Genomic DNA, 21,391 nt, shown 5'->3' with positions numbered 1-21,391 from the left:
TATTAATTCGCTCCACAAGAGGAAAATCGTGTGGCGGGAGGAAAAGGACAGGGCGGAAAGGCGAAGAAAAGAGGCGCGGCGCTGTTCAAAAACATGAGCAAGCGGCTTCAACAAATTGATTCTGTGAGCAACTTCTGTGCGATGTGCTTCCGAAGCGCGAGAACGCAAAAAAGCCCCGAAACCGGAATTCCGGGGCTCGCGTCAATCGATCGTCAGGAAAGATATCCGGCCGAAAGCCCTGCCATGTCGATTCGAGAGGCGAAGCCGACGGTACCGCTCGCCCCCGTCAGGCGGCGTGGTCCGCCTTGATGCGCAATCGTTCCACCAGGTCGACGAAGCGGGTGCCGGCGATGTCGAGCCTGCCGCTATTGTCGATGACGCTCACGCCGGGCCCCGACGTGACATCGGGGGCCTGGCGGCTCAGCCGTCGCAGGACTTCTTCCTCGCTCTCGCGGCCGCGTTCTGCAAGCCGCTTGGCCAGAACCGGTGCCTCGGCGGTGATCACGACGACGGCGATGTCGCCAAACGCTTCCCGGAACGCCGGCAAGGCACCGCGGCTGCCGTTGACGATAGCGGTCATGCCGTTTCGCACATTCCGTAGCACCACGGAGGGGATGCCGTATTTGAGGCCATGCGCGTCCCAGAAGACGGCGAAGGCGCCGTCCTTCTGCATGTCGACGAATTCGTCTTCCGAGACGCTTTCATGCACCTCTCCGCCGGCATCCGACGGGCGGGTGATGACGCGCCGGACGAAATGCACGTCGTGACAGTCGGCAAAATGCCGGGCGGCAAAGCCCATGACGCTGTCCTTGCCCGCACCGCTCGGTCCGACGACGACGACGAGTGCGCCTGCACCCTGTTCGCTCGCGCTCATGCGACACGCCGTCCTTCGCGCCAGACGGAGCGCACGACCGGAATGCCTTGCCTGCGGTGGACGCGGGCGATGTCTGCGCGCAGGCCGACTGCGACGCGGCCGCGGTCGTCAAGGCCGACGGTACGGGCCGGTGTCGAGGTCACCATCGCGATCGCCTTCGGCAGGTCGATGGCTTCGACTTCGTCGGAAAGAACGAAGGGCGCGTGGATCAGGCTGAAGGGCACATAGTCCGACGACAGCACGTCGAGAACGCCACGCTCCGCCAGGTCTCGGGCGGCGATGTTGCCGGAGTGCGACTTGCCGCGCACGATGTTCGGCGCACCCATGAGAACGCTCAAACCCGCGCGGTGTGAGGCTTCCGCCGCTTCGAAGCTCGTCGGGAATTCGGCAAGCTTGATGCCGAAGCCGACCGATTCTTCGACGTGGTCGACGGTCGCGTCGTCATGGCTGGCAATCGTGATGCCGCGGGCGGCGCAGGCCTCCGCCAGCGCAGTGCGATGCGGGCCGGCATATTTCGCCGAAAGCGCCTGCTGACGCTCGACGAAGCGGGCGAATTCCGCGTCGGAAAGGCCGCGCTTGGATTTGTAGTAGAGCGTGTACTGGTCCATCGTCTGGAACTGACGCTGGCCGGGCGCGTGGTCCATCAGCGAGACGAGCTTGACCTGTGGGTCGTTCCGGAAGTCCTCGTAGTGATCGAGCACGTCGGAGGTCGAGACCTCGCAGCGCAGGTGGATCAAGTGGTCGGCGCGCAGCCGACCTTCTTCCTTGGCCTGCGCGAGGGCGTCGGCCATGCTGCGCATCTCACCCTTCTGGAAACCGCCGTCTTCGTCGGAGCCGAGCCGCAGGCAGTCGAAGACCGTGGTGATGCCCGAGGTGACGACCTGCGCGTCGTGCGCCTGGATCGCCGCGATCTTCAGCCAGCGCACGCCCGGGCGCGGCGAATAGTGGGCCTCAAGGTGATCGGTGTGCAGTTCGATGAGGCCGGGAATAAGGTAGTCGCCTTCGAAGTCCTCGCCGCTGGCGACCGTCCCCCCGGAGATATCGGCAATCTTGCCGTCGCGGATCAGCACCGAGCCGTCGAGGATACTGTCCTCGAGGACGATGCGGGCGTTGGTCAAAACCTGTTCTTTGCTCATCTCATGCAATCTTTCGTTGGGTGTCGCTGCCGAGCGGCAGCAGGGAGCGGACAGTAAAGGGGGCGCCGCGCTCCGGTTCGACGAAGAGCGCGACTGACGTCACGTGAAGCGGTCTGCCGATATGTTCGGCAAAGGTGGATGCGAGCGCCGATCGCATGACGCCGCTGGTTTCGGTGGGCACCGGACCGGTCAAAGTCAGATGGAACTGAAATTCTTCGAATACATAGGGATAGCCCCATTCCCTCAGGTAGCGCCTCTGGCGTTCCGGGAGGCTCTCCGGCTTGCGCCGGGCGAAGTCCGCCTCCGACAGCGGCGCGCGGAACGGGTCGAAGCGGTAAACGGCATCTTCGGCCAGATCCTGCAGTTCGGCAGAGAGAGCGGACGGTACCAGGGCGAAGAACGGGCCGAGCTGGTGCAGGACGATTTCAGGGATTTCGAAGGGATCGAGGTCAGCGGCGAAGCATTCAAAGATGCTGAGGAGTTCGTCTTCGTCGCGGCCCTCGGCAAGCTCGAAGGGAGCCTTCAGCGTTCCGTGAAAACCGTAGCGTCGCGGGTCTGCTGTCAGTGTGCGTTGCGTCGCTTCGTCGATCCCGGCGATCGTCGGAAGAGCAAGATCCTGGCCGGTAAAGGCGTCACGGCCAAGCCAACGGGACGCGGTCTGCGACAGCCGGTCGTCCGCCGGCGGCGCGAAGTAGATTGCATAACGCACGGTCTTCACTTTCTTGTAGCGACCGGCCCGCCGGGGAGGCGGGTCGATTGTTTGCGGGATGCGATGCGCAGCTAGCCGATTTCCATGACAACATCATGATGGCGGACGCGCAAATGCTTGGCTGTCGTCAATGTGCCCTGCGACCCATCAGGCGTGAACGGCACGCGTTCGAGATGCTGTCGAAAATAAAGACAACCAGCAAGATCAGAAGCACCATGTAGGCGACATTTTCCCAATCGGAATTGGTGCGCATTGCTTCCCAGAGCTTGAGACCGATACCGCCCGCGCCGACGGCGCCGATGATCGTCGCCGAACGGGTGTTCGATTCCCAGAAATAAAGCGCCTGGCTGGCAAAGACCGGCAACACCTGCGGCAGCACGCCGAAGCGCTGTACGGCAAGCGGCGCGGCGCCCACCGACTTGACGCCTTCGCGCTGCTTGTCGTCGATATTTTCCAGCGCCTCGGAATAGAGCTTCCCGAGCGTGCCGGTGTCGGTGAAGAAGATCGCCGAGATACCGGCAAGCGGTCCGGGGCCGAAGGCGCGGGTAAAAAACAGCGCCCAGATGAACATATCGACCGACCGCAGGAAGTCGAAGAAACGCTTGACCAGTTGATTGGTCATGAAGCTTGGCGTGATGTTGCGGGCTGCGAGGAAGCAGAGCGGGAAGGCGATCAGCGATGCAAAGAGTGTGCCGACGAAGGCCATGACGACGGTCTGCAGGAGCTTCGTCCAGACATCCAGATGCTGCCACTCGGCGTTATAGAGGATGTTGTTCCAGGCAAGCGAGAGGTTCGAGCGGGACGGATCGATGCGCTCGCCAGATATGATGAGCGAGGCGACCTCGCCATAGCTCTTGCCGAAGAAGGGCGAGTTGGTGTCGAAGAGGAAGTTCGCCCAGCCGAAGAAGCGATTGCGGATAGAAACCTCGTCGCCTTCGACTTCCGCCCAGCCGGTGGCGCCGAATGCAAGCACGATCTTCTCGCCCGGACGCTTCTGCGTCGCCCAGGTGGGCAGCGTGCCCTGCGGCATCACCCTGTCGGCGCCATCGATGGCCATCACCAGGGTCTCGCCGCCATGCGTCGCCTTGACCAGGCTGTCGGCGATCTCGATCCTGGTTGAGCGGTCATAGGTCACGACGACTCGGGTCAGGACTTCTTCCGTGCGGGTTTCGACGCGGTTTTGAGCTTCGGCCGTGGTGGTGCCGCCGAGTGCTGAACCGGGCGTCATGAAGCTGAAGGACGAGCTTGCCTTCGGCTTTGCCGCCTGCGTCGTCGACGCCGGAGTTTCCACGCGGCGCGTCACCGTCTCCTTGTCGAGTTCCACCCAATCCGGATCGGGATTGGGCCCGAGCGGCGAATTGCGCTGATAGTTGAGGCTCATTGTCCGGTCGGAGGCGATGTGGATCTCGGGCCGCACCTCGTAGGAGACCCAGTCGGCGAGATAAGTGCCGGCGATACCCCAGTTGGCGTTTCCAAGCACCTGACCGATCGAGAAGAACCACCAGCTGAAGATGAGATAGACGACAATGCCGCCGGCGATCGTTGCCGTGCGTACACGCTTGGAGGTCGAGGATTTCAGGAGCTCGGGATGGCGGGCCGCGATCGCGTCCATCTCCATCGGGCTCAGTCGTGTGGTCGTGGTCATAGCGCGCACCTACTGGGCAAGCTGGAAGGCCTGTTCGCCAACGAGGCGACGGCGAAGCCAGGCGGAAAACTGGTCGACGGCGAAAATGGTCGCGAACAGCAGGATGACGATCGCAAGCGTTTTCGCCTGGTGGCCCTGGCCGATCGAAAGGCGCAGCAGCTCGCCGATGCCGCCGCCACCAACGGCGCCGATGATGGTCGAGGCGCGCACGTTGATTTCGAGGCGCAGCAGGAAGTAGCTGGTGAAGTTGGGCAGCACCTGCGGCACCATGCCGAACCAGACGCGCTCGATCCAGTTGCCGCCCGCAGCACGCAGGCCCTCATCCGGTTTCATGTCGGCGTTTTCGACCACTTCGTAGAAGAGCTTGCCGAGCGCACCGACCGTGTGGATCGAGACCGCGGCGATCGCGGGAATGGGGCCGAGCGAGAGGATGGCGAGGAAGAAGCCGGCAATCACCACTTCCGGAAAGGCGCGCAGGATCTCCATGATCCGGCGAACGGTACCGCGGATCCACGGATTGGGCATCAGGTTGCGCGCTGCGAAGAAGCAGAGCACGAAACCGAGTGCCGTGCCGATGATCGTCGAGAAGATCGCGATGTTCACGGTCTCCAGCATCTTGTCCAGGTATTCGGGGATATAGAAGCTGTCGGTCAGGTACAGCCGGCCGTCCGGGTAGTTGTATTTGAAGCTGCCGTCGTCATAGGGCGAGGGCAGGTCGAACATGGCACGGAAGATTTCCAGTCCGTCACGCGGTGCGAGATCGCCGACGAAGTCGAAGAAATGCGGCAGGCGATCGAAGAACTTGCCGGCGTTGGAATCGTTGGCGAACCAGAGCGAGCCTGAGAGCGCCAGGAAGAGGATGCCGAAGCCGAGCCAGGAGTAAAGCCGGCGGCGGGAACTCAGTTCCTGCCAATGGCGCTCGATGACGGCGCCGTTGTCGCTCAGATTCCGCGGGAGCAGGGAAGTTGCCATGACCGTTCCGGCTCGCGCCGGCCTCTATGGCATTTCAAGGAAAAGCACGGAGCGGCTTTCCGTCAGGAAATGCGTGAAAACAAAGCGGTAGGGTATGGTTGAAGGGCTGGTGTCGAGCACCCCTTCAAACAGTGAAACGCTGGCCGTTTGGGCGGCCAGCGTTCCCGGAAGATGCGGTCTATCAGCCGCCGATCGTTGCCTTGCGGGCGTCGATGATCGGCTTGTAGAAATCGGAGTTGACTTCGGTGTAGCCGGTGAAGTCACCGCCCTGGATGGCGGAGAAGCAGGCAGCGTCGGTCTTCGGCAGGTCGACCATGAACTGCTTGAACTTCGCCTTCATGTCGTCGTTCATCGAGGTGCGCACGACGATCGGGCCGTTCGGGATCAGTGGCGACTTCCAGAGCTCGACGAGGTCGTTCATGTCGAGGATGCCCTTGTCGACCATCTTCTTCAGGTTGCCCGAGGTGTAGCCGTCCTTGAATTCGCCGACACCCGAGCCGAAGGTCGTGCCGGCATCGAAGGTGCCCTTGACGACTTCGAGAACGAGGTTTTCGTGACCGCCGCCGAAGCCGGTTTCACCGAAGAATTCCTTGACCGGCGCGCCGATCGCTTCAGGCAGGGTGACGAGCGGGACGAGGTAGCCCGAGGTCGAGTCCGGATCGGCGAAGCCGAGCTTCTTGCCCTTCAGGTCTTCGAGCTTGGTGATGCCGGAATCCTTGCGGGCAACCATGATCGAGTGGTAGCCGGTCGAACCGTCGGTCTGAACGGTCGTCAGGATCGGCTCGACGGCGTCAGCCTTGGCGAGGTAGATCTTGGCATAGCCGGAAGCGCCGAGCTCGGCGTAGTCGAGCGTGCCACCGAGCAGGCCCTGGATAACGCCGTCATAGTCGGCGGCCGGGAACAGCGAGACCTTCTCTACGCCGATGGCAGCCGGCAGCTTGTCGACGAGGCACTGGAAGTTGCGCAGGCGGTCGGCTTCGTTTTCGCCGCCGAGAATGCCGATGCGGAATTCCTTGAGGTCTTCAGCCTGGGCGTGGCCGACGAGGGCGAGGAGCGCGACGGCGCCCAGCAGAGCTTTCTTCAGCATAAGGTTCTCCCGTGTGTCCGGCTTGGCCGGATCCTATTCGGTTTCAAAGAGGTGCCCTTGACGCGGGCTTTCGATCCTGGCGGGCGTCAGATGCCGGCCAGTGCCAGCGGCTTGAGGCCGGCAGATGCCGTTTCTTCCTGCGGTTCGGCCGCCGGAATGTTGATACTGGTGGAGGTCATCGATTCCTCGATGCCCGTGTCGGCGCCGTAGATCTCGGCAACCGCTGCCGCCGTCAGATCCTTGGGCTGGCCGTCGAAGACGACGCGGCCATGCGCCATGCCGATGATGCGTTCGCAATAGTTGCGCGCGGTATCGAGGGTGTGGAGATTGGTGATGACCGTGATGCCGTCGCGTTCGTTGATGTCGCGCAGTGCGTCCATGACGATTTTGGCGTTCAGCGGGTCGAGCGAGGCGATCGGCTCGTCGGCGAGCAGAACCTTCGGCTGCTGCATCAGTGCGCGGGCGATCGCCACGCGCTGCTGCTGGCCGCCGGAGAGCGTGCCTGCGGGCTGAAGTGCGGTCTGTTCGATGCCGAGGCGCTCGAGCGCGCCGATCGCCATGATGCGTTCTTCGCGGGTGAACATGTTGAGGATGCTGAGCACTGTCGAGCGGTGATTGAGACGACCGAGCAGAACGTTGGTGAGCACGTCGAGGCGCGGCACCAGGTTGAACTGCTGGAAGATCATCGCGCAGTCACGCTGCCAAGTGCGCAGTGCAGCGCCGCGAAGCGACGAAACCTCACTGCCGTCGAAGACGATCGAACCCGAAGACAGGTCGACGAGACGGTTGATCATGCGCAGCAGCGTCGACTTGCCGGCGCCCGAACGGCCGATGACGCCGACCATCTGACCCTGGGGGATGTCGAAGGTAACCGAACTTACGGCTGTCTTCTTGCCGAACTGGCGGGTTACACTCTTCAACTGAAACATTTCTAGCAGGTCCTCTTTCGGGGAGACCGGTCATCGGTATGACACCTGCCATATCGGCGCTTCATGAAAGCGAAATGTCAGTTTGTTGTAAGTTCTGTTACAGTTCACACCCGCGCGGGCTGGGTTAATCAAAAGTGAACGATATCGCGCCGGTGGGTGCCCGATTGGCCACCTCCCGCAAGATTGCAGCTTGAGATTCGGCTGGATCGAGGGCGGTCGCCTGATCGCGTCCTAGCACAGTAACGCCAGGCGATTCCTGGCTCTACGGTCCAGGCTCCAAGGTTGCCCCCGGAACATAGAGCGCAATCGGTCGGATCTCGTAGATCGCCGTTGGATTGCTGCGTCGCAGGTCGCGTGCCGCTGCGATGGCCGCCTCGATCGTCGGGAAGTCCACGACATAGAGGCCGAGAAGCTGCTCTTTGGTTTCCGCGAAAGGGCCGTCTGTGACGATGCCTTCGCCCTTGCCCCTCAGTGTCATCGCACCTTCGACGGGGCCGAGCCGTGCGGCCGGTCCGAATGATTTCTGCTGAACGAAGCGATCATGAACCTGGAGCAGCTCGGACATCAAGGCCGCATCCTCCTCCTCGCTCCAGGATTCGACGACGCCTGCGGTGTGATAAGCCAAGATCGCATAATACATGAACCGTCCTCCCGGACTCATTCCTGTCAGGTTTCGCCGATGGCTTCAATCGGTGTGGCGAGGTTCTGGCTTGAACTCCATTCTCGAAATCACCCAAAGGATGCTGTGGCCCGACGCTAGGCCCGGGGTCGATCCGGGAACTGCGCTTTTGAGTTCGCGCGCCGAATTGCCGCTTTGTCCTGTACTTGTCCGAAGTCGGAGACGGGATGCCCTGCTGCCTCTTGCCGGTATGACGGCGCCTCGGCGCCGGAGGCTCTTCATTGGCTCATTCATCACGAAGACACATGGTCCCATCACTTCGTTTCATGGAGCGGATGCGCTTCCGCCCTTGACTCGTCTTTATCGATCTTTTCTAACTTATGTTGTCAGACATCTTACATAAACGGGAACCCATTGCTGACGTTCAAACAGGAGGAATGCGTGAGGAAACTGGTTCTACAGCTTGCCGTCGGCGCTGCCGCGCTGGCGCTTGCCACCGCCGCGCAGGCAGGCGAGACGCTCGACCGTGTCATGAGCAAGAAGGCCATGGTGGTCGCCACCAATAGCGGGTGGCCGCCGCAGAGCTATCTCGACGACAGCAACCAGCTGGTCGGCTTCGACATCGATGTCTCCCGCGAGATCGGCAAGCGCCTTGGCGTCGAGGTCAGCTTCGAGACGCCGGACTGGGCAACCTTGACAGGCGGCCGCTGGCAGGGACGTTATGACGTCGGCGTCGGCTCCGTCACCCCCACCAAGGCACGCGCCCAGGTCATCGACTTCGCCGGCATCTATTACTACAGCCCCTATGTCTATGTGCTGCACAAGGACAGCGAGGCGAAGTCTGTCACCGACCTGAACGGCAAGGTCGTCGGCGTTGAAACGGCCACGACATCGGAGGATTTCATTCGCCGGCAGTTGGAAATCGACGCGCCGGGGCTTCCGCCGATCGAATACAAGCTGGAACCGGGCGAGATCCGCACCTTCGCCGATTCCATGCTTCCCTTCGACGACCTGCGCCTCGGCAATGGCGTGCGCCTTGATGCGGTCATCGCGCCGGAACAGACAGCGCTCAACGCCATCAAGAACGGTTATCCGCTCAGGGTCCTTGACGGCGAGTACGCGTTCAAGGAGCCGCTTGTCGTGATCGCGGAAAAGACCGACCCCGAGTGGACGAAGAAGATCGGCGACCTCATCGCGGAGATGAAGAAGGACGGCACGCTCGCGAGCTTTACCACCAAGTGGTACGGCAAGGACTATAGCGCCGACTGAATTGGACAAGTCTGCGCGGCGGCAGTTCGTGCCGCCCCGCAACCCTTAATCGCTGTCCGCAGAGCGAGAGAACATGTCCTATCCCGACACCTACTACAAAAATACGATGGTCGACCGGAAGGTCAGACCAGTGCTTTCGGAAACCATCGAATGTGACACGGTCGTTGTCGGCGGTGGGCTTGCTGGTCTGACAACGGCGCTTCAGCTTGCACGCGCCGGGCAGTCGGTGGTCGTGCTCGAAGCCGAGAGTATCGGCTTCGGGGCTTCCGGTCGAAATGGAGGCTTCGTCAGCCCCGGTTTTGCGACCGGTGGCGAGAATATTGCCCGAATGGCCGGTGCCGAAGGGGCGCGGCAGATCCACCGCCTGTCGATCGAAGGCGTGGATTTTGTTCGCGATACGATCGCGGCGCTGAAGATCGAGAGCGCGCATGCGCAGCCCGGCATCACCAGCGTGCTGCGCTATGACGACGACGGCAGCATGAAGGCACATGCCGACGCGATGCGTCAAAACTACGGATACGAATTGGAATACTTCGACACCGAGCATATTCGCGCGGTGTTGAAGTCGAAGCGCTATTTCCAGGGTCTGCGCGACCCCAAGGCATTCCACATGCACCCGCTCAACTACCTTCGTGCGGTGGCAGAAGAGATCGAACGGCTGGGTGGGCGGATCTACGAAGGCTCGGCGGCAACGGCGAGCACACTCGACGGGGCCGAAAAGACGGTGTCGACCGCCCGCGGCCGCGTCAAGGCCCGCCAGGTCGTCTTCACGACCGGCGGCTATACCGGCGCGCTCAACGGCCGGCTGCAGCGGGCGTTCCTGCCGATCGCCACCTATGTGATGCTGAGCGAAGAAGCGCCGGACCTGATCCGTTCTGCCATCGCCACCCGCGACGCGATCGGCGACAACCGCCGCGCCGGGGACTATTACCGGCTGGTGGATGGGGGCAAGCGACTGCTTTGGGGCGGGCGGATCACCACGCGGGCAGCTTCGCCGGCGGCCCTTGCTGCCGAATTGCGGCGCGAGATGACGGGCACCTATCCGCAACTCAAGGAACTGAAGACCGAACTCGCCTGGTCTGGGCTGATGTCCTATGCACGCCACCTGATGCCCCAGATCGGCGAGATGCGGCCGGGAGTCTGGCATTGCACCGCCTTTGGCGGCCACGGGCTCAACACCACGGCGATCGGCGGCAAGCTGGTAGCCGAAGGCATTCTCGGACAGTCAGACCGCTACAAGCTCTTCCGGCCGTTCGGTCTGGTCTGGGCCGGCGGCTATGCCGGGCTGGCGGTTGCTCAACTCACCTACTGGAAACTGCAGGCACAGGACTGGTGGCGCGAGCGCGCGGCCTGAACGCCGGAGATTTTGAGATGATTGGTCGTCTGATACTGACTTATCCGGATGTCGCGCGACGGTCCGGCATGTTTCTCATGCTGGCGCTCGTCACGCTGGCGATCTACGGGCTCGGCATCAGCCCCGCCTGGATTGGGCATCTGCTGCCGACTTCGGCAGGGTGGCTGGAAGCCAATCCAGCGCTCGGCCGGTTGGTCAGCGCCTTGATGGTCGCGCTGATCGCGGTAGCGAACTGGAAGGCTTTGCGGCAATTGCCGCGTAGCGGACAGGTGATCGGCGTCTGGGTCGAGCTCTTCGTCCTGCTGATGCTGTTCTTCTACTCGTTCGATCTGTCCTTCGCCTTCATCGCCAAGAAGATCGGCTACCTGGTCTCCCAGGGCGTCGTCACGACGCTCTATATCTCGGTGATCTCGATCGCGATCGCCACCCTCATCGCGCTGGTCGGGGCAATTGCGAAGCTGTCGAAGAACGGCGTGATCTACGGTCTCGCGACCTTCTACACCTCGCTCTTCCGCGGTCTGCCCTTGTTGATGCAGATCTACATCATCTATCTCGGCCTGCCGCAGGTCGGCTACGTCATCGGCGCGGTGCCGGCGGGCATCCTGGCGCTGTCGCTCTGCTATGGCGCCTATATGACGGAGATCTTCCGGGCCGGGATCGAGAGCATCCCGCGGGGCCAGACGGAAGGCGCGACCGCACTCGGCCTTAGCCCGAGCCAGACGATGGCGCTGGTGATCATGCCGCAGGCGATGCGCGTCATCGTCCCGCCGACCGGCAACCAGTTCATCGCCATGTTGAAGGACTCTTCGCTCGTCTCCGTCGTCGGGGTCTGGGAGATCATGTATCTCGCCCGCACTCAAGGGCAAACCGAGTTCCGGCACATCGAGATGCTGATCACCGCCTCGATGATCTACTGGATCCTGTCGATCGGTCTTGAGTTCCTGCAGTCGCGTGTCGAGGCCCGCTTCGGGCGCTTCGATGTCCGCTGAGTACGGTGCGCACGCGAATTTCTCGGGGTGGAAAGCCTGAAGACGCCCGCCATTTACCGGGCCCGTTGTTGAACTGGGTCGGGTGAGGCGGGCTCGTCTTGTTACAGAGTGTGCGGCTGTTGCGGAAACCCGCCGACATGGGTGCAGGTGCGTGCAGCGAGGTCGCGCCCGGCCTTCAGTCGCTCGCTCAGCGGGCGGCCTTCGAGATGAGCCAGAATGAACCCGGCGATAAAGCTGTCGCCCGCGCCGGTAGTGTCGACGACATCCACAGGATGGCTGCCGGTCGATACCAGTTCGGTTCCGTCGATTGCGAGCGAGCCGAGGGCGCCTCGCGTGACGACGGCCAGCTTAGCACCGCGAGAGAGGAAGCCATCAGCCAATCGCTCTGCGTCCTGATCGCCGTCGCCGCCGGACCCGAAGGCGATGTTGAGGCCCTCCACGCCAAGGTTGGCGGGGGCGGCGTTGACGGAGACATCCTGCGAGACGCTGACGCCCTCGGCTGCAAGTGCCCGGCGCAGCGCGCCGCCGTCGTCGAGCCAGCCTATATGCACGTGATCCATGGTCTTCAGGAGAGCGAGGTCTTCCGCGTCGGGTCGGTAACCGGCACAGGCGCCGAAATCCTCATAGAGGAAGACACGGTCGCCATCCGGCGTGATGCCGATGTCGGTATAGGCGGTGTTGACGTCGCGCTCCTTGAGGCCGTCAAGCCGCACGCCGTTCTGCTCGAGAAGCTGCCGCACCTGTGTGCCGCCGCGGTCACGGCCGACGGCGCCGAAGTAGAAAGATTGGTGTCCGAGAAGCGCCAACTGCACGGCGACATTGATCGCGTTACCACCGACATAGGTTTCCCCGACCGGCGCCTGGAAACGGTCGATGCAATTGTCGCCGACGGCAGCAAGGCGGAAAGTGGTCATAGCGTCTCCTGGCGGCCGCATGGAAAGGTCGCGAACGCGTTTTCGCATCCGCGATCGTCGGGCGAACGATTACGTCTCGAATGCTCAGTAGGCAACGCGCTTGTAGTAGCGCCGCGTCGTCAGCGGGTGATTGCGCATGACCTCCAGGTGGGCACTGATGCGCTCGAGCACCGTTGCAAGCACGATCGGCGAGACGAGACCGCGCGCGTCGGGAGAAAGGCCGGAGAGGGTAAACTCCGCCGTGTCGAGCACGGTGAGCTTGCTTGTGTAGCTAGGCACGAAGTTCTGAACGCGCTCGGCGAGTGGACGCATCGCATCTTCGCCCTTGAACAGGACGACGCTGACGTCCTGTTCGACCAGTTCGAGCGTTCCATGGAAGAAGTCGGAGGCATGCACCGGACGGGTGCGGATCCACTGCATCTCCTCGAGAATGCACATGCCGTAGTAGAAGGCTTCCGGCCACACGTTCCCGGCGCCGGTGATGATATGATAGTCGGAGCCGGCAAGAACCTTCGCGAAATCCTCTGCTCGGGGTTCGAAGCTTCGCTTCACCTCCAGCAGCGCCTGCGGCAGGGTTTCGAGTTCACCCACAATCCGCTCGTAATTTTCGAGTTCCCCGCGGTGGCGCATGATCGAAAGCGCAATGAACAGCGATTGCAGATAGAATGACTCGCAGGAGGTGTCGTCTTCGGCGAAATTGACGAAGACGTGGTCGCCGCCTTGGCCGAGTGGCGTGTCCCGATGCCCGACCAGCGTCAATACCGTCGCGCCAACCGCTTTTGCCTTCTCGAGCAGCGCCACGCTTTCCTTCGTGGTGCCGGAGAGGGAGGGAATGACCACGATGGACCTGGAATTCAGGTTTGCCGATCCGGAAAGGACGAGCTCTGCCGGCAGGTCGATAAAGGTGGGAAAGCGGGACTGGCGCTGAAGAAGCTGGGCTGCCGGCTGCATCAGGATGGCGGCGCCTCCCGTTCCCGTGAAAAAGATGTTCTCCGCGCCGGCGGCGAGACAAGCCGCGATGGTGGTGTCCAGTTGCTGGCGCAGTGCGCCAGCGCCCAACTGGATGCGAAGAAATCTCTGTTCGTCGAAGTTCAGCATGGCACGCTTTCCCGGTGATTGCCTCGGTCGGCGGTCATGGCGTCCGCCGTTCTCCTCAATGTTGTAAGACAACTGACAACAATGCGAAGCGGTGTCAAGAGAGATATCTCGCCAGCACCGCTGCACCTCGCGATGCACGCCGAGTAGCAGCGAAAATCCGGTTGGCCGGAGGCGCACTTGACCTTCCAGAATTTGTCAGACAAGAACATCCTTGTAATTGTTCAACGGAGTGAGAGGAATTGGACGAACCCCTTCGTGATACGCGCACACTGGTCATTCAGCTCCGCGACCGCATCGCAGATCTGATTCGCGACGAAGGGCTCAATCCCGGCGACAAACTGCCGACCGAGGCGCAGTTGACGCAGCGCTTCAAGATCTCGCGTCCGGCGCTGCGCGAAGCGCTGAAACTGCTTGAGCAGGACAGCATCATCTATGTCGAGCACGGCCGGGGGCGGTTCGTCTCGGCGATGTCCGCCGTGCAGGTCGATCGGCCGATCACCGTCTTCGAAAGCGTCACGGACATGGCCCGGCACTATGGCTACGCCACGGCCAACAAGGTTCTTTCGGTGGCGGAGGAAGCACCCGACGCCACCACGGCTGAGCAGTTGCGGCTCCAGCCGGGCGAGCGGGTGATCCGTCTCGAACGGCTGCGGCTGCACAAGGACGAGCCGATCCTCTATTGCGTCGACTTCATCCCGCGCAGCATCATCCCGTTGCGCCTTTATGATGTCGATTGGACAGGTTCACTGCTCGATCTGCTGGATCAGCACAGGAGCAGGCCCAGGATGTCGGCCGCGATTGTCTCCGCCGTCATGCTTCCAGATGATGTGGTGGAGCGCAACGACCTGCGCGATTTCGGGCCGGCACTGCTGATCCGCGAGACCTGTTTCAATGCGGCCGGCTTGCCGGTGGTCTACGCGCTCGACTATCACCGCGGCAGCCATTTTTCCTTCAGCCTAGCGCGTAAGTGATCCGGCCGACGGTCGAGGTCGGCCAGCAATCGACTTTGAACGACGTGACGCGGCGAGGAACAGCCTCGTTATTGCTCCAGACGCGCCGGGCTGAACTTCGATGGGTCGAGACCGACCGCGTCAAAGCCTTCCGGGGGCGAGGTGCCGACGACGAGGTTCGCGGCGAGTGCGCCGAGCGCCGGTGAGGTCAGGATGCCGTAGCCGCCCTGGCCGGCGAGCCAGAAGAAATCCGGTCGGTCGCGGGCAAAGCCGATGACCGGCAACTTGTCGGACGAGAAGCTGCGCATGCCGGCCCAGCTCTTGAAGATGCGGCGAACCGGTACGGTCGTTGCCTCTTCGATGTAGTGCGCCGCCCAGGCGACGTCGATTTCCTCGGGCTGGACGTCGGCCGGCTCGCAAGGGGTGGCGTCGGCCGGCGAGGCGAGCAGCCGCCCACCCTCGGGCTTCATGTAGAAGTCTTCATCGATCTCGTTGATCTCCGGCAAGGTGAGCGCATCGATGCCTTCGGGAAGATCAACGGTGATCGCCGTGCGGCGATGCGGCACGATACCGACGGGGGCGACGCCGAACAGGTCCGCAACCGGATCGGCCCAACCGCCGGCGGCGTTGACGATCGTCTTTGCGCTGACATCGCCGGCACTGGTCGTGAGCACCCAGCGATCGCCGTCCCGACGCGGCGCCAGCACGTCCGAGCGTTCGACGATCGCGGCGCCATGCCGGCGAGCGCCCCTGACGTAACCCTGCACGAGGTTCTCGACTTCGATGTCCCAGAAATGCGGATCGTAATAGGCCGCGGCAACGTAATCCCGCCGGAGAATAGGCACCCGTGCGATTACTTCGTCGATGGTCAGCCTTTGGATCTCGGCATTGGCGCGACTTTCCTCGGCGAAGACCTCTTCGAAGCGATCAGTCTTCTCGGCGTTGGCGATCATGACGCCGCCGCGCTGCTTGAGCAGCGCCACTTCGGAAAACCCCTCAGGCGGTTTGTCGAAGAAGGACTTGGAGATCGCCGCGAGCGCACAGACTTCCGGCGTGTTGTAGCGCAGCACGAATTCTGCGGCCGAGCGGCCGGTGCTGTGATAGCCGAGCCCTTCCTCCCGCTCGATCACCACGACGGAGCGACGTGGTGCCAGGAAATAGGCGAGTGACAGGCCGGCGATCCCGCCGCCAATGATTGCCACATCGTAGTCTCGCATGTCCCGCCTCCATTGGTTGTTGGCGGGACCATAGGCAAGCTGCCAACCGCGTTCAAATTTATAACCGGAAAGGTGGCTATCAATTCTGATGATGGTCAGGCTATCTCGTCAAGACAGTGGTCGAGGGGCTCGGTATCGGCGACATGGGAAAGAAAAGCAGCCTCCGCCGGATTGAGGATCGCGTTCGGGTTGGAAATGCGAAAGACATCAGTCGTCGGCAGGTCGGTGTAGGGCGGCAACTGCCAGAGCTGGCCCTCCGCAACGGCTGGCGCCGCCAGGTGGTCGGGCAGCATGCCGATGCCGACATTGGAGGCGATCAGCCGCATGACCTCTTCGACATTGCAGGAGACGGCGCGGACCTGCTGGCCGAAGGATCCGACGGCACGCACCGCCGTCACCGAGTTCATATGCTGCCCGCCAAGCACGTCGGCGATGAAGGCGATATAGGGATTGCCCCTGAGATCGTTGAAGTCGACGCCTTGAACGCCGAACAGCGGATGATCGCGGCCGCAGTAGAGCGCGTAACGTTCGCGTACATGGAAGCGTTTGTTGAGCCAGTCGGGTATGTTGCCGTCGCAAAGGCCGATGGTCGCGACGTTTCGCTCGACGGCGCTTAGAACGTCGACCGTCGTCGCGACAGTGACCGATAGCGTCACCTTGGAGTGCAAACGGAAGAAACTTTCGAGCTTGCGGTCCCAGGCAGGGTTGTGGGCGTGGCTGACTGAGTGGATGTTGAGGTGGCCGGTGATTTCCTCTCCGGCGATCTCCAGTACGTTCGGCAGCCGAATGACGGCCGCGAAGATATCGCGGCATTGGGCATGCAGGCGGGCGCCGGCATCCGTCAGGTTGAAGCGCCCGGGACGTCTGTCGATGAGCTTCTGGCCGACGGTCTGCTCCAATCGTTTCAGCGCCATGCTGACGGCCGGCTGCTGCAGGAGCAGGCGGTTCGCGGCGGCGGTGATGCTGCCTTCCTCGACAAGCACGACGAAAGTGCGCAGCAGATTCCAGTCGAGATTGTGGGCGAAGCGTTCGAGGCGGTCATTGGCCATGGTCGTGGCTTGCTTTTGATCTCTGGCGTTGCACTGGCCATTCGCTCCACGGTGGTGGCCCGAAGGACTTGAGTTCTTGTCGTCATATTTCAGCGATTTTGCAACACGGGGGCATTCCCTGAACGCATGAGGCGGTGCCTCAATTTCGTTTGAAACGGCATGCACCCCTTGCGATAACATGAGCCGAATAATCCGATGGGAGAGAAACATGGCCGGCAAGACGCAATTTCAATGGGATGATCCGTTCCTGCTCGAAGATCAGTTGACCGAGGACGAACGTATGATCCGCGACACGGCGCGGGCCTATGCGCAAGGCCGGCTGCAGCCGCGCGTCATCGACGCCTATCGCGAAGAATCGACCGATCCGGAGATCTTCCGCGAGATGGGCGAGCTCGGCCTGCTCGGCGTGACCGTCTCGGATACCTATGGCGGCGTCGGCGCTTCTTACGTCGCCTACGGCCTTGTCGCGCGCGAAGTCGAGCGCGTCGACAGCGGCTACCGCTCGATGATGAGCGTGCAGTCTTCGCTGGTGATCTATCCGATCTATGCCTATGGCTCTGAAGAGCAGAAGCAGAAGTATCTCCCGAAGCTCATCAGCGGCGAGTGGATCGGCTGCTTCGGCCTGACCGAGCCGGACGCCGGCTCCGATCCGGCCGGTATGAAGACCCGCGCCATCAAGACCGAGAGCGGCTACCGCCTTGTCGGCTCGAAGATGTGGATTTCCAACGCGCCGCTCGCCGATGTCTTCGTCGTCTGGGCGAAGTCGGAAGCTCATGGCGGTGCTATCCGCGGCTTCGTGCTCGAAAAGGGCATGAAGGGCCTTTCCGCTCCGAAGATCGCCGGTAAGCTGTCGCTGCGCGCCTCGATCACCGGCGAAATCGTCATGGACAATGTCGAGGTCGGCGAAGAGGCGCTGCTGCCGAATGTGGAAGGCCTCAAGGGTCCGTTTGGCTGCCTCAACCGCGCCCGCTACGGCATTTCCTGGGGTGCGCTCGGTGCCGCTGAATTCTGCTGGCATGCCGCGCGCCAGTATGGCCTCGACCGCAAGCAGTTCAACCGTCCGCTGGCACAGACTCAGCTCTTCCAGAAGAAGCTTGCCGACATGCAGACGGAGATCACGCTCGGCCTGCAGGGCTCGCTGCGTGTCGGCCGCCTGATGGACGAGGGCCGCATGGCCCCGGAAATGATCTCCATCGTCAAGCGCAACAATTGCGGCAAGGCGCTCGATATCGCCCGCATGGCCCGCGACATGCACGGCGGCAACGGCATCTCCGAGGAGTACCAGGTCATGCGCCACATGGTGAACCTCGAGACCGTCAACACCTACGAGGGCACGCATGACGTCCATGCGCTGATCCTCGGCCGCGCCCAGACCGGCCTCCAGGCCTTCTTCTGAGCGGCACGATCATGGAAGCGCCGCTGAAGGGCATTCGTGTCCTGGAACTGGCCCGCATTCTCGCGGGCCCCTGGATCGGCCAGACGCTGGCCGATCTTGGTGCCGACGTCATCAAGGTGGAAAGCCCGGCCGGCGACGACACCCGCACCTGGGGCCCGCCCTTCGTCGCGGGCGAAGATGGCGAGAAGCTCGATGCCGCCTACTTCCACGCCTGCAACCGCGGCAAGCGCTCCGTGGTGCTCGATTTCACCACGGAGGAGGGACAGGAGGCCGTGCGCCGCCTTGCCGCCCAGTCGGACGTTCTCCTCGAAAACTTCAAGGTCGGAGGGCTCGTCAAATATGGTCTCGACTACGAGAGCCTGAAGAAGATCAATCCGCGGCTGATCTATTGCTCGGTCACGGGCTTCGGCCAGGACGGTCCCTATGCTCATCGCGCCGGCTACGATTATATCGTCCAGGGCATGAGTGGCATCATGGACCTGACCGGTGAGCCCGATCGCGAGCCGCAGAAGATCGGCGTTGCCTTCGCCGATATCTTCACCGGTCTCTACGGTGTAATTGCCGTCCAGGCGGCGCTTGCCCAGCGCGAGCGCACCGGCGAGGGGCAGCAGATCGACATGGCGCTGCTCGACTGCATGACCGGCGTTCTTGCCAACCAGGCGCTGAACTTCCTGGTCTCCGGCAAGGCGCCGCGCCGGCTCGGCAATGCCCACCCGAACATAGCGCCCTATCAGGTCTTCCCGACCTCCGACGGCCACCTGATCGTTGCGGTCGGCAACGATCGGCAGTTCGTGAAGTTCTGCACGTTGCTCGACCGCGCCGATCTCGCGACCGACGAACGTTATCTGACCAACGCGCTGCGCGTGCAGAACCGCGACACGCTGACGCCCGAACTGGCAGCCGAAACCGTGAAGATCGAGCGCGACACTCTGTTGACGTTGCTGGAAGATGCCGGGGTGCCCGGCGGGCCGATCAACACCGTCGCCGACGTCTTTGCCGATCCGCAGATCGAGCATCGGAAGATGCGGGTGGATACGCCGCATTCGGGCGCTGCCGCCGGTACCTCGCCGGGTGTGCGGACGCCGATCCGCTTTTCAGCGGCCGAGCTTGCGCTGGACCGCGGCGTACCGCGGCTTGGAGAGCACACCGACGAGGTACTCGCCGAGATCGGGATGCAGGTCCCGAAGGCGGGCTAACGCAAGGTGAGGCCCCGAAGGCGCTTGTTAAGACACCACCTGAGAAAATAGCAAAAAACCCCGGAAATCCTGGAGATTTCCGGGGTTTTTCCGTTAGGCCTTGAGTGCGCGGTTGAAGACGCGCGACAGCCGTTCGGCAAAAGCGCGCGGATCCTGCGGCTTGTCGCCATCGAGCACGCGCGCCTGGTCGAGCAGGAGTTGTACGGCATCCGTTCGAAAAGCTGTATCGCCGGCAGGGCTGGCGGCCATCGCGGCGATCAGTGCGTGGTTCGGGTTAACTTCGAGGATCGGCTTGGCCGCATCGTCAAGACGGCCGGCGCCTTGCAGCATCTTTTCGAGCTGGCGATCGGGACCGTGTTCCGGCGCGACCAGGCAGACGGCACTTTCCGTCAGGCGGTCGGACGTGCGGACATCGGAGACCGCCGCGCCCAGGGTCTCCTTGGCGAAGGCAACGAAGTCGATGACCAGCTGGCTGGCCTTCGGCGGCTCTTCCTTGTCGCCTTCAGACTTGGCGATATTGCTGAGATCAGCCGCCCCTTGGGTGATCGACTTCAGCGGCTTGCCGTCGAAGTCCGGAGCCGAGGTCACCCAGAAGCTATCGACCGGATCGGTCAAGAGCAGCACTTCGATGCCGCGGGCGCGGAAACCTTCGAGCTGCGGCGAGGCCTTGAGCTGGCCGAGATTGTCGCCCGTCAGATAATAGATCGCCGACTGGCCTTCCTTCATGTCCTTGACGTAGTCGGCGAGACTGCGCTGGCCTTCATCCGAGGTGGTGGTACGGAAGCGTGACAGAGCGATCAGTTGTTCGCGGCGCTCGTAGTCCTCGTAGATGCCTTCCTTCAGCACGCTGCCGAAGTTCTCCCAGACCTTGGCGAAGCTCTCCGGTTCGTTTTCCGCCAGCTTCTCGATCGCCGTCAGCACGCGGTTGGTCACGCCCTTGCGGATACTTGCCAGCAGCGGGCTTTCCTGGATCATCTCACGCGAGACGTTCAAGGGCAGGTCGGACGTATCGACGAGGCCGCGCACGAAGCGCAGGTAGCGCGGCAGCAATTCCGCCTCGTCGGTGATGAAGACGCGTTTGACGTAGAGCTTCATCCGGCCCTTGCGGTCCGGGTCGAAGAGGTCGAAGGGCTTCGAGCCGGGCACGAAGGCAAGTGCGGTATATTCGTGACGGCCTTCGGCGCGGAAATGGACGGTCAGGGCCGGATCGTCATACTGCCCGGCGACGCCACGGTAGAAGTCGGCGTAGTCTTCCTTGGAAATCTCGCTCTTCTGCTTGGTCCAGAGGGCCGTGCCGTCGCCGACGGAAACCGGCTCGGCCCCGGGCTTCTCGACGATCGAGATCGGCACCGGCACATGGCCGGACTGATCCTTGACGATGCGCTCGACGGTCCAGCGCGACGTGTAGGTCTTGGCATCCTCCATCAGATGGAGCGTGATGCGCGTACCGCGCGCCGGAGCGTCCGCAAGTTCGGCGGCAGCAACGGTGTAGCTGCCCTTGCCGTCGGAGGACCACAGCCAGGCGTGTTCGGAACCGGCGCGACGCGACACGACATCGACCTTGTCGGCGACCATGAAGGCGGAATAGAAGCCGACGCCGAACTGACCGATAAGCTGTGCGCCTTCCTTGCCCTGCGCGGCCTCGATGCGCTCCATGAAGGCCCGCGTGCCCGAGCGGGCAATCGTGCCGAGCGCTTCGACCAGTTCATCACGGCTCATGCCGATGCCGTTGTCGTCGACGACGAGACGGCTGTTTTCCTCATCGAGCGTCAGCGTGATGCGCGGGGTGGGGTCTCCGGCAAGAAGCTCAGGCGAGGCGATCGCTTCGTAGCGCAGCTTCTCGCAGGCGTCCGCGGCGTTCGAAATCAGTTCGCGGAGGAAGACGTTCTTGTCGGAATAGACCGAATGCACCATCAAATGGAGCAGTCGCGCCACATCGGCTTCGAAGACATGTTTCTCTACGGACATTTCGGTTTCGCTCATCGCCT

19 protein-coding genes are annotated in these 21,391 nt (G+C 62.5%); 6 read left to right on the top strand and 13 right to left on the bottom strand.

All coding sequences use genetic code 11. The annotated features are described in order from the left end of the window. Positions 1–286 precede the first annotated feature (286 nt). From phnN to AC3WWH_RS23610, 8 genes are all read right to left on the bottom strand, one after another. Complete coding sequence (phnN, locus tag AC3WWH_RS23645; protein WP_058324979.1) at positions 287–874, bottom strand: phosphonate metabolism protein/1,5-bisphosphokinase (PRPP-forming) PhnN; 588 nt, start codon at positions 872–874, stop codon at positions 287–289. Beyond that, positions 871–2,010 carry an alpha-D-ribose 1-methylphosphonate 5-triphosphate diphosphatase gene (locus AC3WWH_RS23640; protein WP_058324978.1) on the bottom strand — a complete coding sequence of 380 codons (1,140 nt, stop codon included), beginning with the start codon at positions 2,008–2,010 and terminating at the stop codon, positions 871–873. Before AC3WWH_RS23640 ends, phnN begins: the two co-directional genes overlap by 4 nt. A 1-nt stretch (position 2,011) precedes the next feature. After that, a complete protein-coding gene (locus tag AC3WWH_RS23635; protein WP_113398809.1) occupies positions 2,012–2,719 on the bottom strand; it encodes a DUF1045 domain-containing protein in 708 nt (235 codons plus the stop codon). Between the two features lie 127 nt (positions 2,720–2,846). Beyond that, the gene (gene phnE / locus AC3WWH_RS23630; RefSeq protein ID WP_058324977.1) at positions 2,847–4,364 is read right to left on the bottom strand and encodes a phosphonate ABC transporter, permease protein PhnE; all 1,518 of its coding nucleotides are present in this window, start codon (positions 4,362–4,364) and stop codon (positions 2,847–2,849) included. Positions 4,365–4,373: 9 nt separating this feature from the next. Next, complete coding sequence (gene phnE, locus AC3WWH_RS23625) at positions 4,374–5,336, bottom strand: phosphonate ABC transporter, permease protein PhnE (protein ID WP_058324976.1); 963 nt, start codon at positions 5,334–5,336, stop codon at positions 4,374–4,376. Between the two features lie 181 nt (positions 5,337–5,517). After that, entirely contained in the window at positions 5,518–6,423 is a 906-nt protein-coding gene (phnD, locus tag AC3WWH_RS23620) for a phosphonate ABC transporter substrate-binding protein (protein ID WP_058324975.1), read from the bottom strand. A gap of 86 nt (positions 6,424–6,509) precedes the next feature. After that, a complete protein-coding gene (gene phnC / locus AC3WWH_RS23615; protein WP_058324974.1) occupies positions 6,510–7,352 on the bottom strand; it encodes a phosphonate ABC transporter ATP-binding protein in 843 nt (280 codons plus the stop codon). Positions 7,353–7,614: 262 nt separating this feature from the next. Continuing rightward, a complete protein-coding gene (locus AC3WWH_RS23610; protein WP_058324973.1) occupies positions 7,615–7,992 on the bottom strand; it encodes a YciI family protein in 378 nt (125 codons plus the stop codon). Between the two features lie 420 nt (positions 7,993–8,412). Between AC3WWH_RS23610 and AC3WWH_RS23605 the strand changes: the two genes are divergently transcribed. The 3 genes from AC3WWH_RS23605 (at position 8,413) to AC3WWH_RS23595 (ending at position 11,583) form a co-directional block, all read left to right on the top strand. Continuing rightward, the gene (locus AC3WWH_RS23605) at positions 8,413–9,240 is read left to right on the top strand and encodes a transporter substrate-binding domain-containing protein (RefSeq protein WP_058324972.1); all 828 of its coding nucleotides are present in this window, start codon (positions 8,413–8,415) and stop codon (positions 9,238–9,240) included. Between the two features lie 73 nt (positions 9,241–9,313). Then, the gene (locus AC3WWH_RS23600) at positions 9,314–10,594 is read left to right on the top strand and encodes an NAD(P)/FAD-dependent oxidoreductase (RefSeq protein ID WP_058324971.1); all 1,281 of its coding nucleotides are present in this window, start codon (positions 9,314–9,316) and stop codon (positions 10,592–10,594) included. 17 nt (positions 10,595–10,611) lie between these two features. Beyond that, on the top strand, positions 10,612–11,583 hold the full coding sequence (locus AC3WWH_RS23595; RefSeq protein WP_112997023.1) for an amino acid ABC transporter permease: 972 nt from the start codon (positions 10,612–10,614) through the stop codon (positions 11,581–11,583). 101 nt (positions 11,584–11,684) lie between these two features. Here AC3WWH_RS23595 and AC3WWH_RS23590 read toward each other — a convergent pair whose 3' ends face one another. Together AC3WWH_RS23590 and AC3WWH_RS23585 are read right to left on the bottom strand one after the other, a co-directional pair. Continuing rightward, complete coding sequence (locus AC3WWH_RS23590) at positions 11,685–12,497, bottom strand: PfkB family carbohydrate kinase (protein ID WP_058324970.1); 813 nt, start codon at positions 12,495–12,497, stop codon at positions 11,685–11,687. 84 nt (positions 12,498–12,581) lie between these two features. Further along, positions 12,582–13,595 carry an SIS domain-containing protein gene (locus AC3WWH_RS23585; protein WP_058324969.1) on the bottom strand — a complete coding sequence of 338 codons (1,014 nt, stop codon included), beginning with the start codon at positions 13,593–13,595 and terminating at the stop codon, positions 12,582–12,584. Positions 13,596–13,834: 239 nt separating this feature from the next. On the opposite strand from AC3WWH_RS23585, the gene AC3WWH_RS23580 reads away from it, so the two are divergent. Further along, on the top strand, positions 13,835–14,566 hold the full coding sequence (locus AC3WWH_RS23580; RefSeq protein WP_057249142.1) for a GntR family transcriptional regulator: 732 nt from the start codon (positions 13,835–13,837) through the stop codon (positions 14,564–14,566). Positions 14,567–14,634: 68 nt separating this feature from the next. Here AC3WWH_RS23580 and AC3WWH_RS23575 read toward each other — a convergent pair whose 3' ends face one another. Together AC3WWH_RS23575 and AC3WWH_RS23570 are read right to left on the bottom strand one after the other, a co-directional pair. After that, positions 14,635–15,762: an NAD(P)/FAD-dependent oxidoreductase gene (locus tag AC3WWH_RS23575; protein WP_058324968.1), complete on the bottom strand. Its 1,128-nt coding sequence runs from the start codon at positions 15,760–15,762 to the stop codon at positions 14,635–14,637. 95 nt (positions 15,763–15,857) lie between these two features. Then, positions 15,858–16,811, bottom strand: coding sequence for a LysR family transcriptional regulator (locus tag AC3WWH_RS23570; RefSeq protein ID WP_058324967.1), 954 nt, complete (start codon positions 16,809–16,811; stop codon positions 15,858–15,860). Positions 16,812–17,019: 208 nt separating this feature from the next. On the opposite strand from AC3WWH_RS23570, the gene AC3WWH_RS23565 reads away from it, so the two are divergent. Continuing rightward, positions 17,020–18,207 carry an acyl-CoA dehydrogenase gene (locus AC3WWH_RS23565; protein WP_492377290.1) on the top strand — a complete coding sequence of 396 codons (1,188 nt, stop codon included), beginning with the start codon at positions 17,020–17,022 and terminating at the stop codon, positions 18,205–18,207. Positions 18,208–18,218: 11 nt separating this feature from the next. After that, positions 18,219–19,403 (top strand): CaiB/BaiF CoA transferase family protein, encoded by a 1,185-nt coding sequence (locus tag AC3WWH_RS23560; RefSeq protein ID WP_113398806.1) that lies wholly within the window; start codon positions 18,219–18,221, stop codon positions 19,401–19,403. Between the two features lie 93 nt (positions 19,404–19,496). On the opposite strand, the gene htpG is transcribed toward AC3WWH_RS23560, so the two are convergent. Further along, positions 19,497–21,386, bottom strand: coding sequence for a molecular chaperone HtpG (gene htpG, locus AC3WWH_RS23555; protein ID WP_058324964.1), 1,890 nt, complete (start codon positions 21,384–21,386; stop codon positions 19,497–19,499). Positions 21,387–21,391 lie beyond the last annotated feature (5 nt).

This window comes from Ensifer sp. EB106-03-01-XG145 (genome assembly GCF_058792075.1).
The sequence above is the reverse complement of the archived record's forward strand: the minus strand, read 5'-3'. Positions and strand labels throughout refer to the sequence as shown.

Coding starts and splice junctions, on each gene's coding strand:
- phnN (WP_058324979.1), bottom strand. CDS start 874: ATGAGCGCGAGCGAACAGGGTGCAGGCGCACTCGTCGTCGTCGTCGGA.
- AC3WWH_RS23640 (WP_058324978.1), bottom strand. CDS start 2,010: ATGAGCAAAGAACAGGTTTTGACCAACGCCCGCATCGTCCTCGAGGAC.
- phnE (WP_058324977.1), bottom strand. CDS start 4,364: ATGACCACGACCACACGACTGAGCCCGATGGAGATGGACGCGATCGCG.
- phnE (WP_058324976.1), bottom strand. CDS start 5,336: ATGGCAACTTCCCTGCTCCCGCGGAATCTGAGCGACAACGGCGCCGTC.
- phnD (WP_058324975.1), bottom strand. CDS start 6,423: ATGCTGAAGAAAGCTCTGCTGGGCGCCGTCGCGCTCCTCGCCCTCGTC.
- phnC (WP_058324974.1), bottom strand. CDS start 7,352: ATGTTTCAGTTGAAGAGTGTAACCCGCCAGTTCGGCAAGAAGACAGCC.
- AC3WWH_RS23610 (WP_058324973.1), bottom strand. CDS start 7,992: ATGTATTATGCGATCTTGGCTTATCACACCGCAGGCGTCGTCGAATCC.
- AC3WWH_RS23600 (WP_058324971.1), top strand. CDS start 9,314: ATGTCCTATCCCGACACCTACTACAAAAATACGATGGTCGACCGGAAG.
- AC3WWH_RS23595 (WP_112997023.1), top strand. CDS start 10,612: ATGATTGGTCGTCTGATACTGACTTATCCGGATGTCGCGCGACGGTCC.
- AC3WWH_RS23590 (WP_058324970.1), bottom strand. CDS start 12,497: ATGACCACTTTCCGCCTTGCTGCCGTCGGCGACAATTGCATCGACCGT.
- AC3WWH_RS23585 (WP_058324969.1), bottom strand. CDS start 13,595: ATGCTGAACTTCGACGAACAGAGATTTCTTCGCATCCAGTTGGGCGCT.
- AC3WWH_RS23575 (WP_058324968.1), bottom strand. CDS start 15,762: ATGCGAGACTACGATGTGGCAATCATTGGCGGCGGGATCGCCGGCCTG.
- AC3WWH_RS23570 (WP_058324967.1), bottom strand. CDS start 16,811: ATGGCCAATGACCGCCTCGAACGCTTCGCCCACAATCTCGACTGGAAT.
- AC3WWH_RS23565 (WP_492377290.1), top strand. CDS start 17,020: ATGGCCGGCAAGACGCAATTTCAATGGGATGATCCGTTCCTGCTCGAA.
- AC3WWH_RS23560 (WP_113398806.1), top strand. CDS start 18,219: ATGGAAGCGCCGCTGAAGGGCATTCGTGTCCTGGAACTGGCCCGCATT.
- htpG (WP_058324964.1), bottom strand. CDS start 21,386: ATGAGCGAAACCGAAATGTCCGTAGAGAAACATGTCTTCGAAGCCGAT.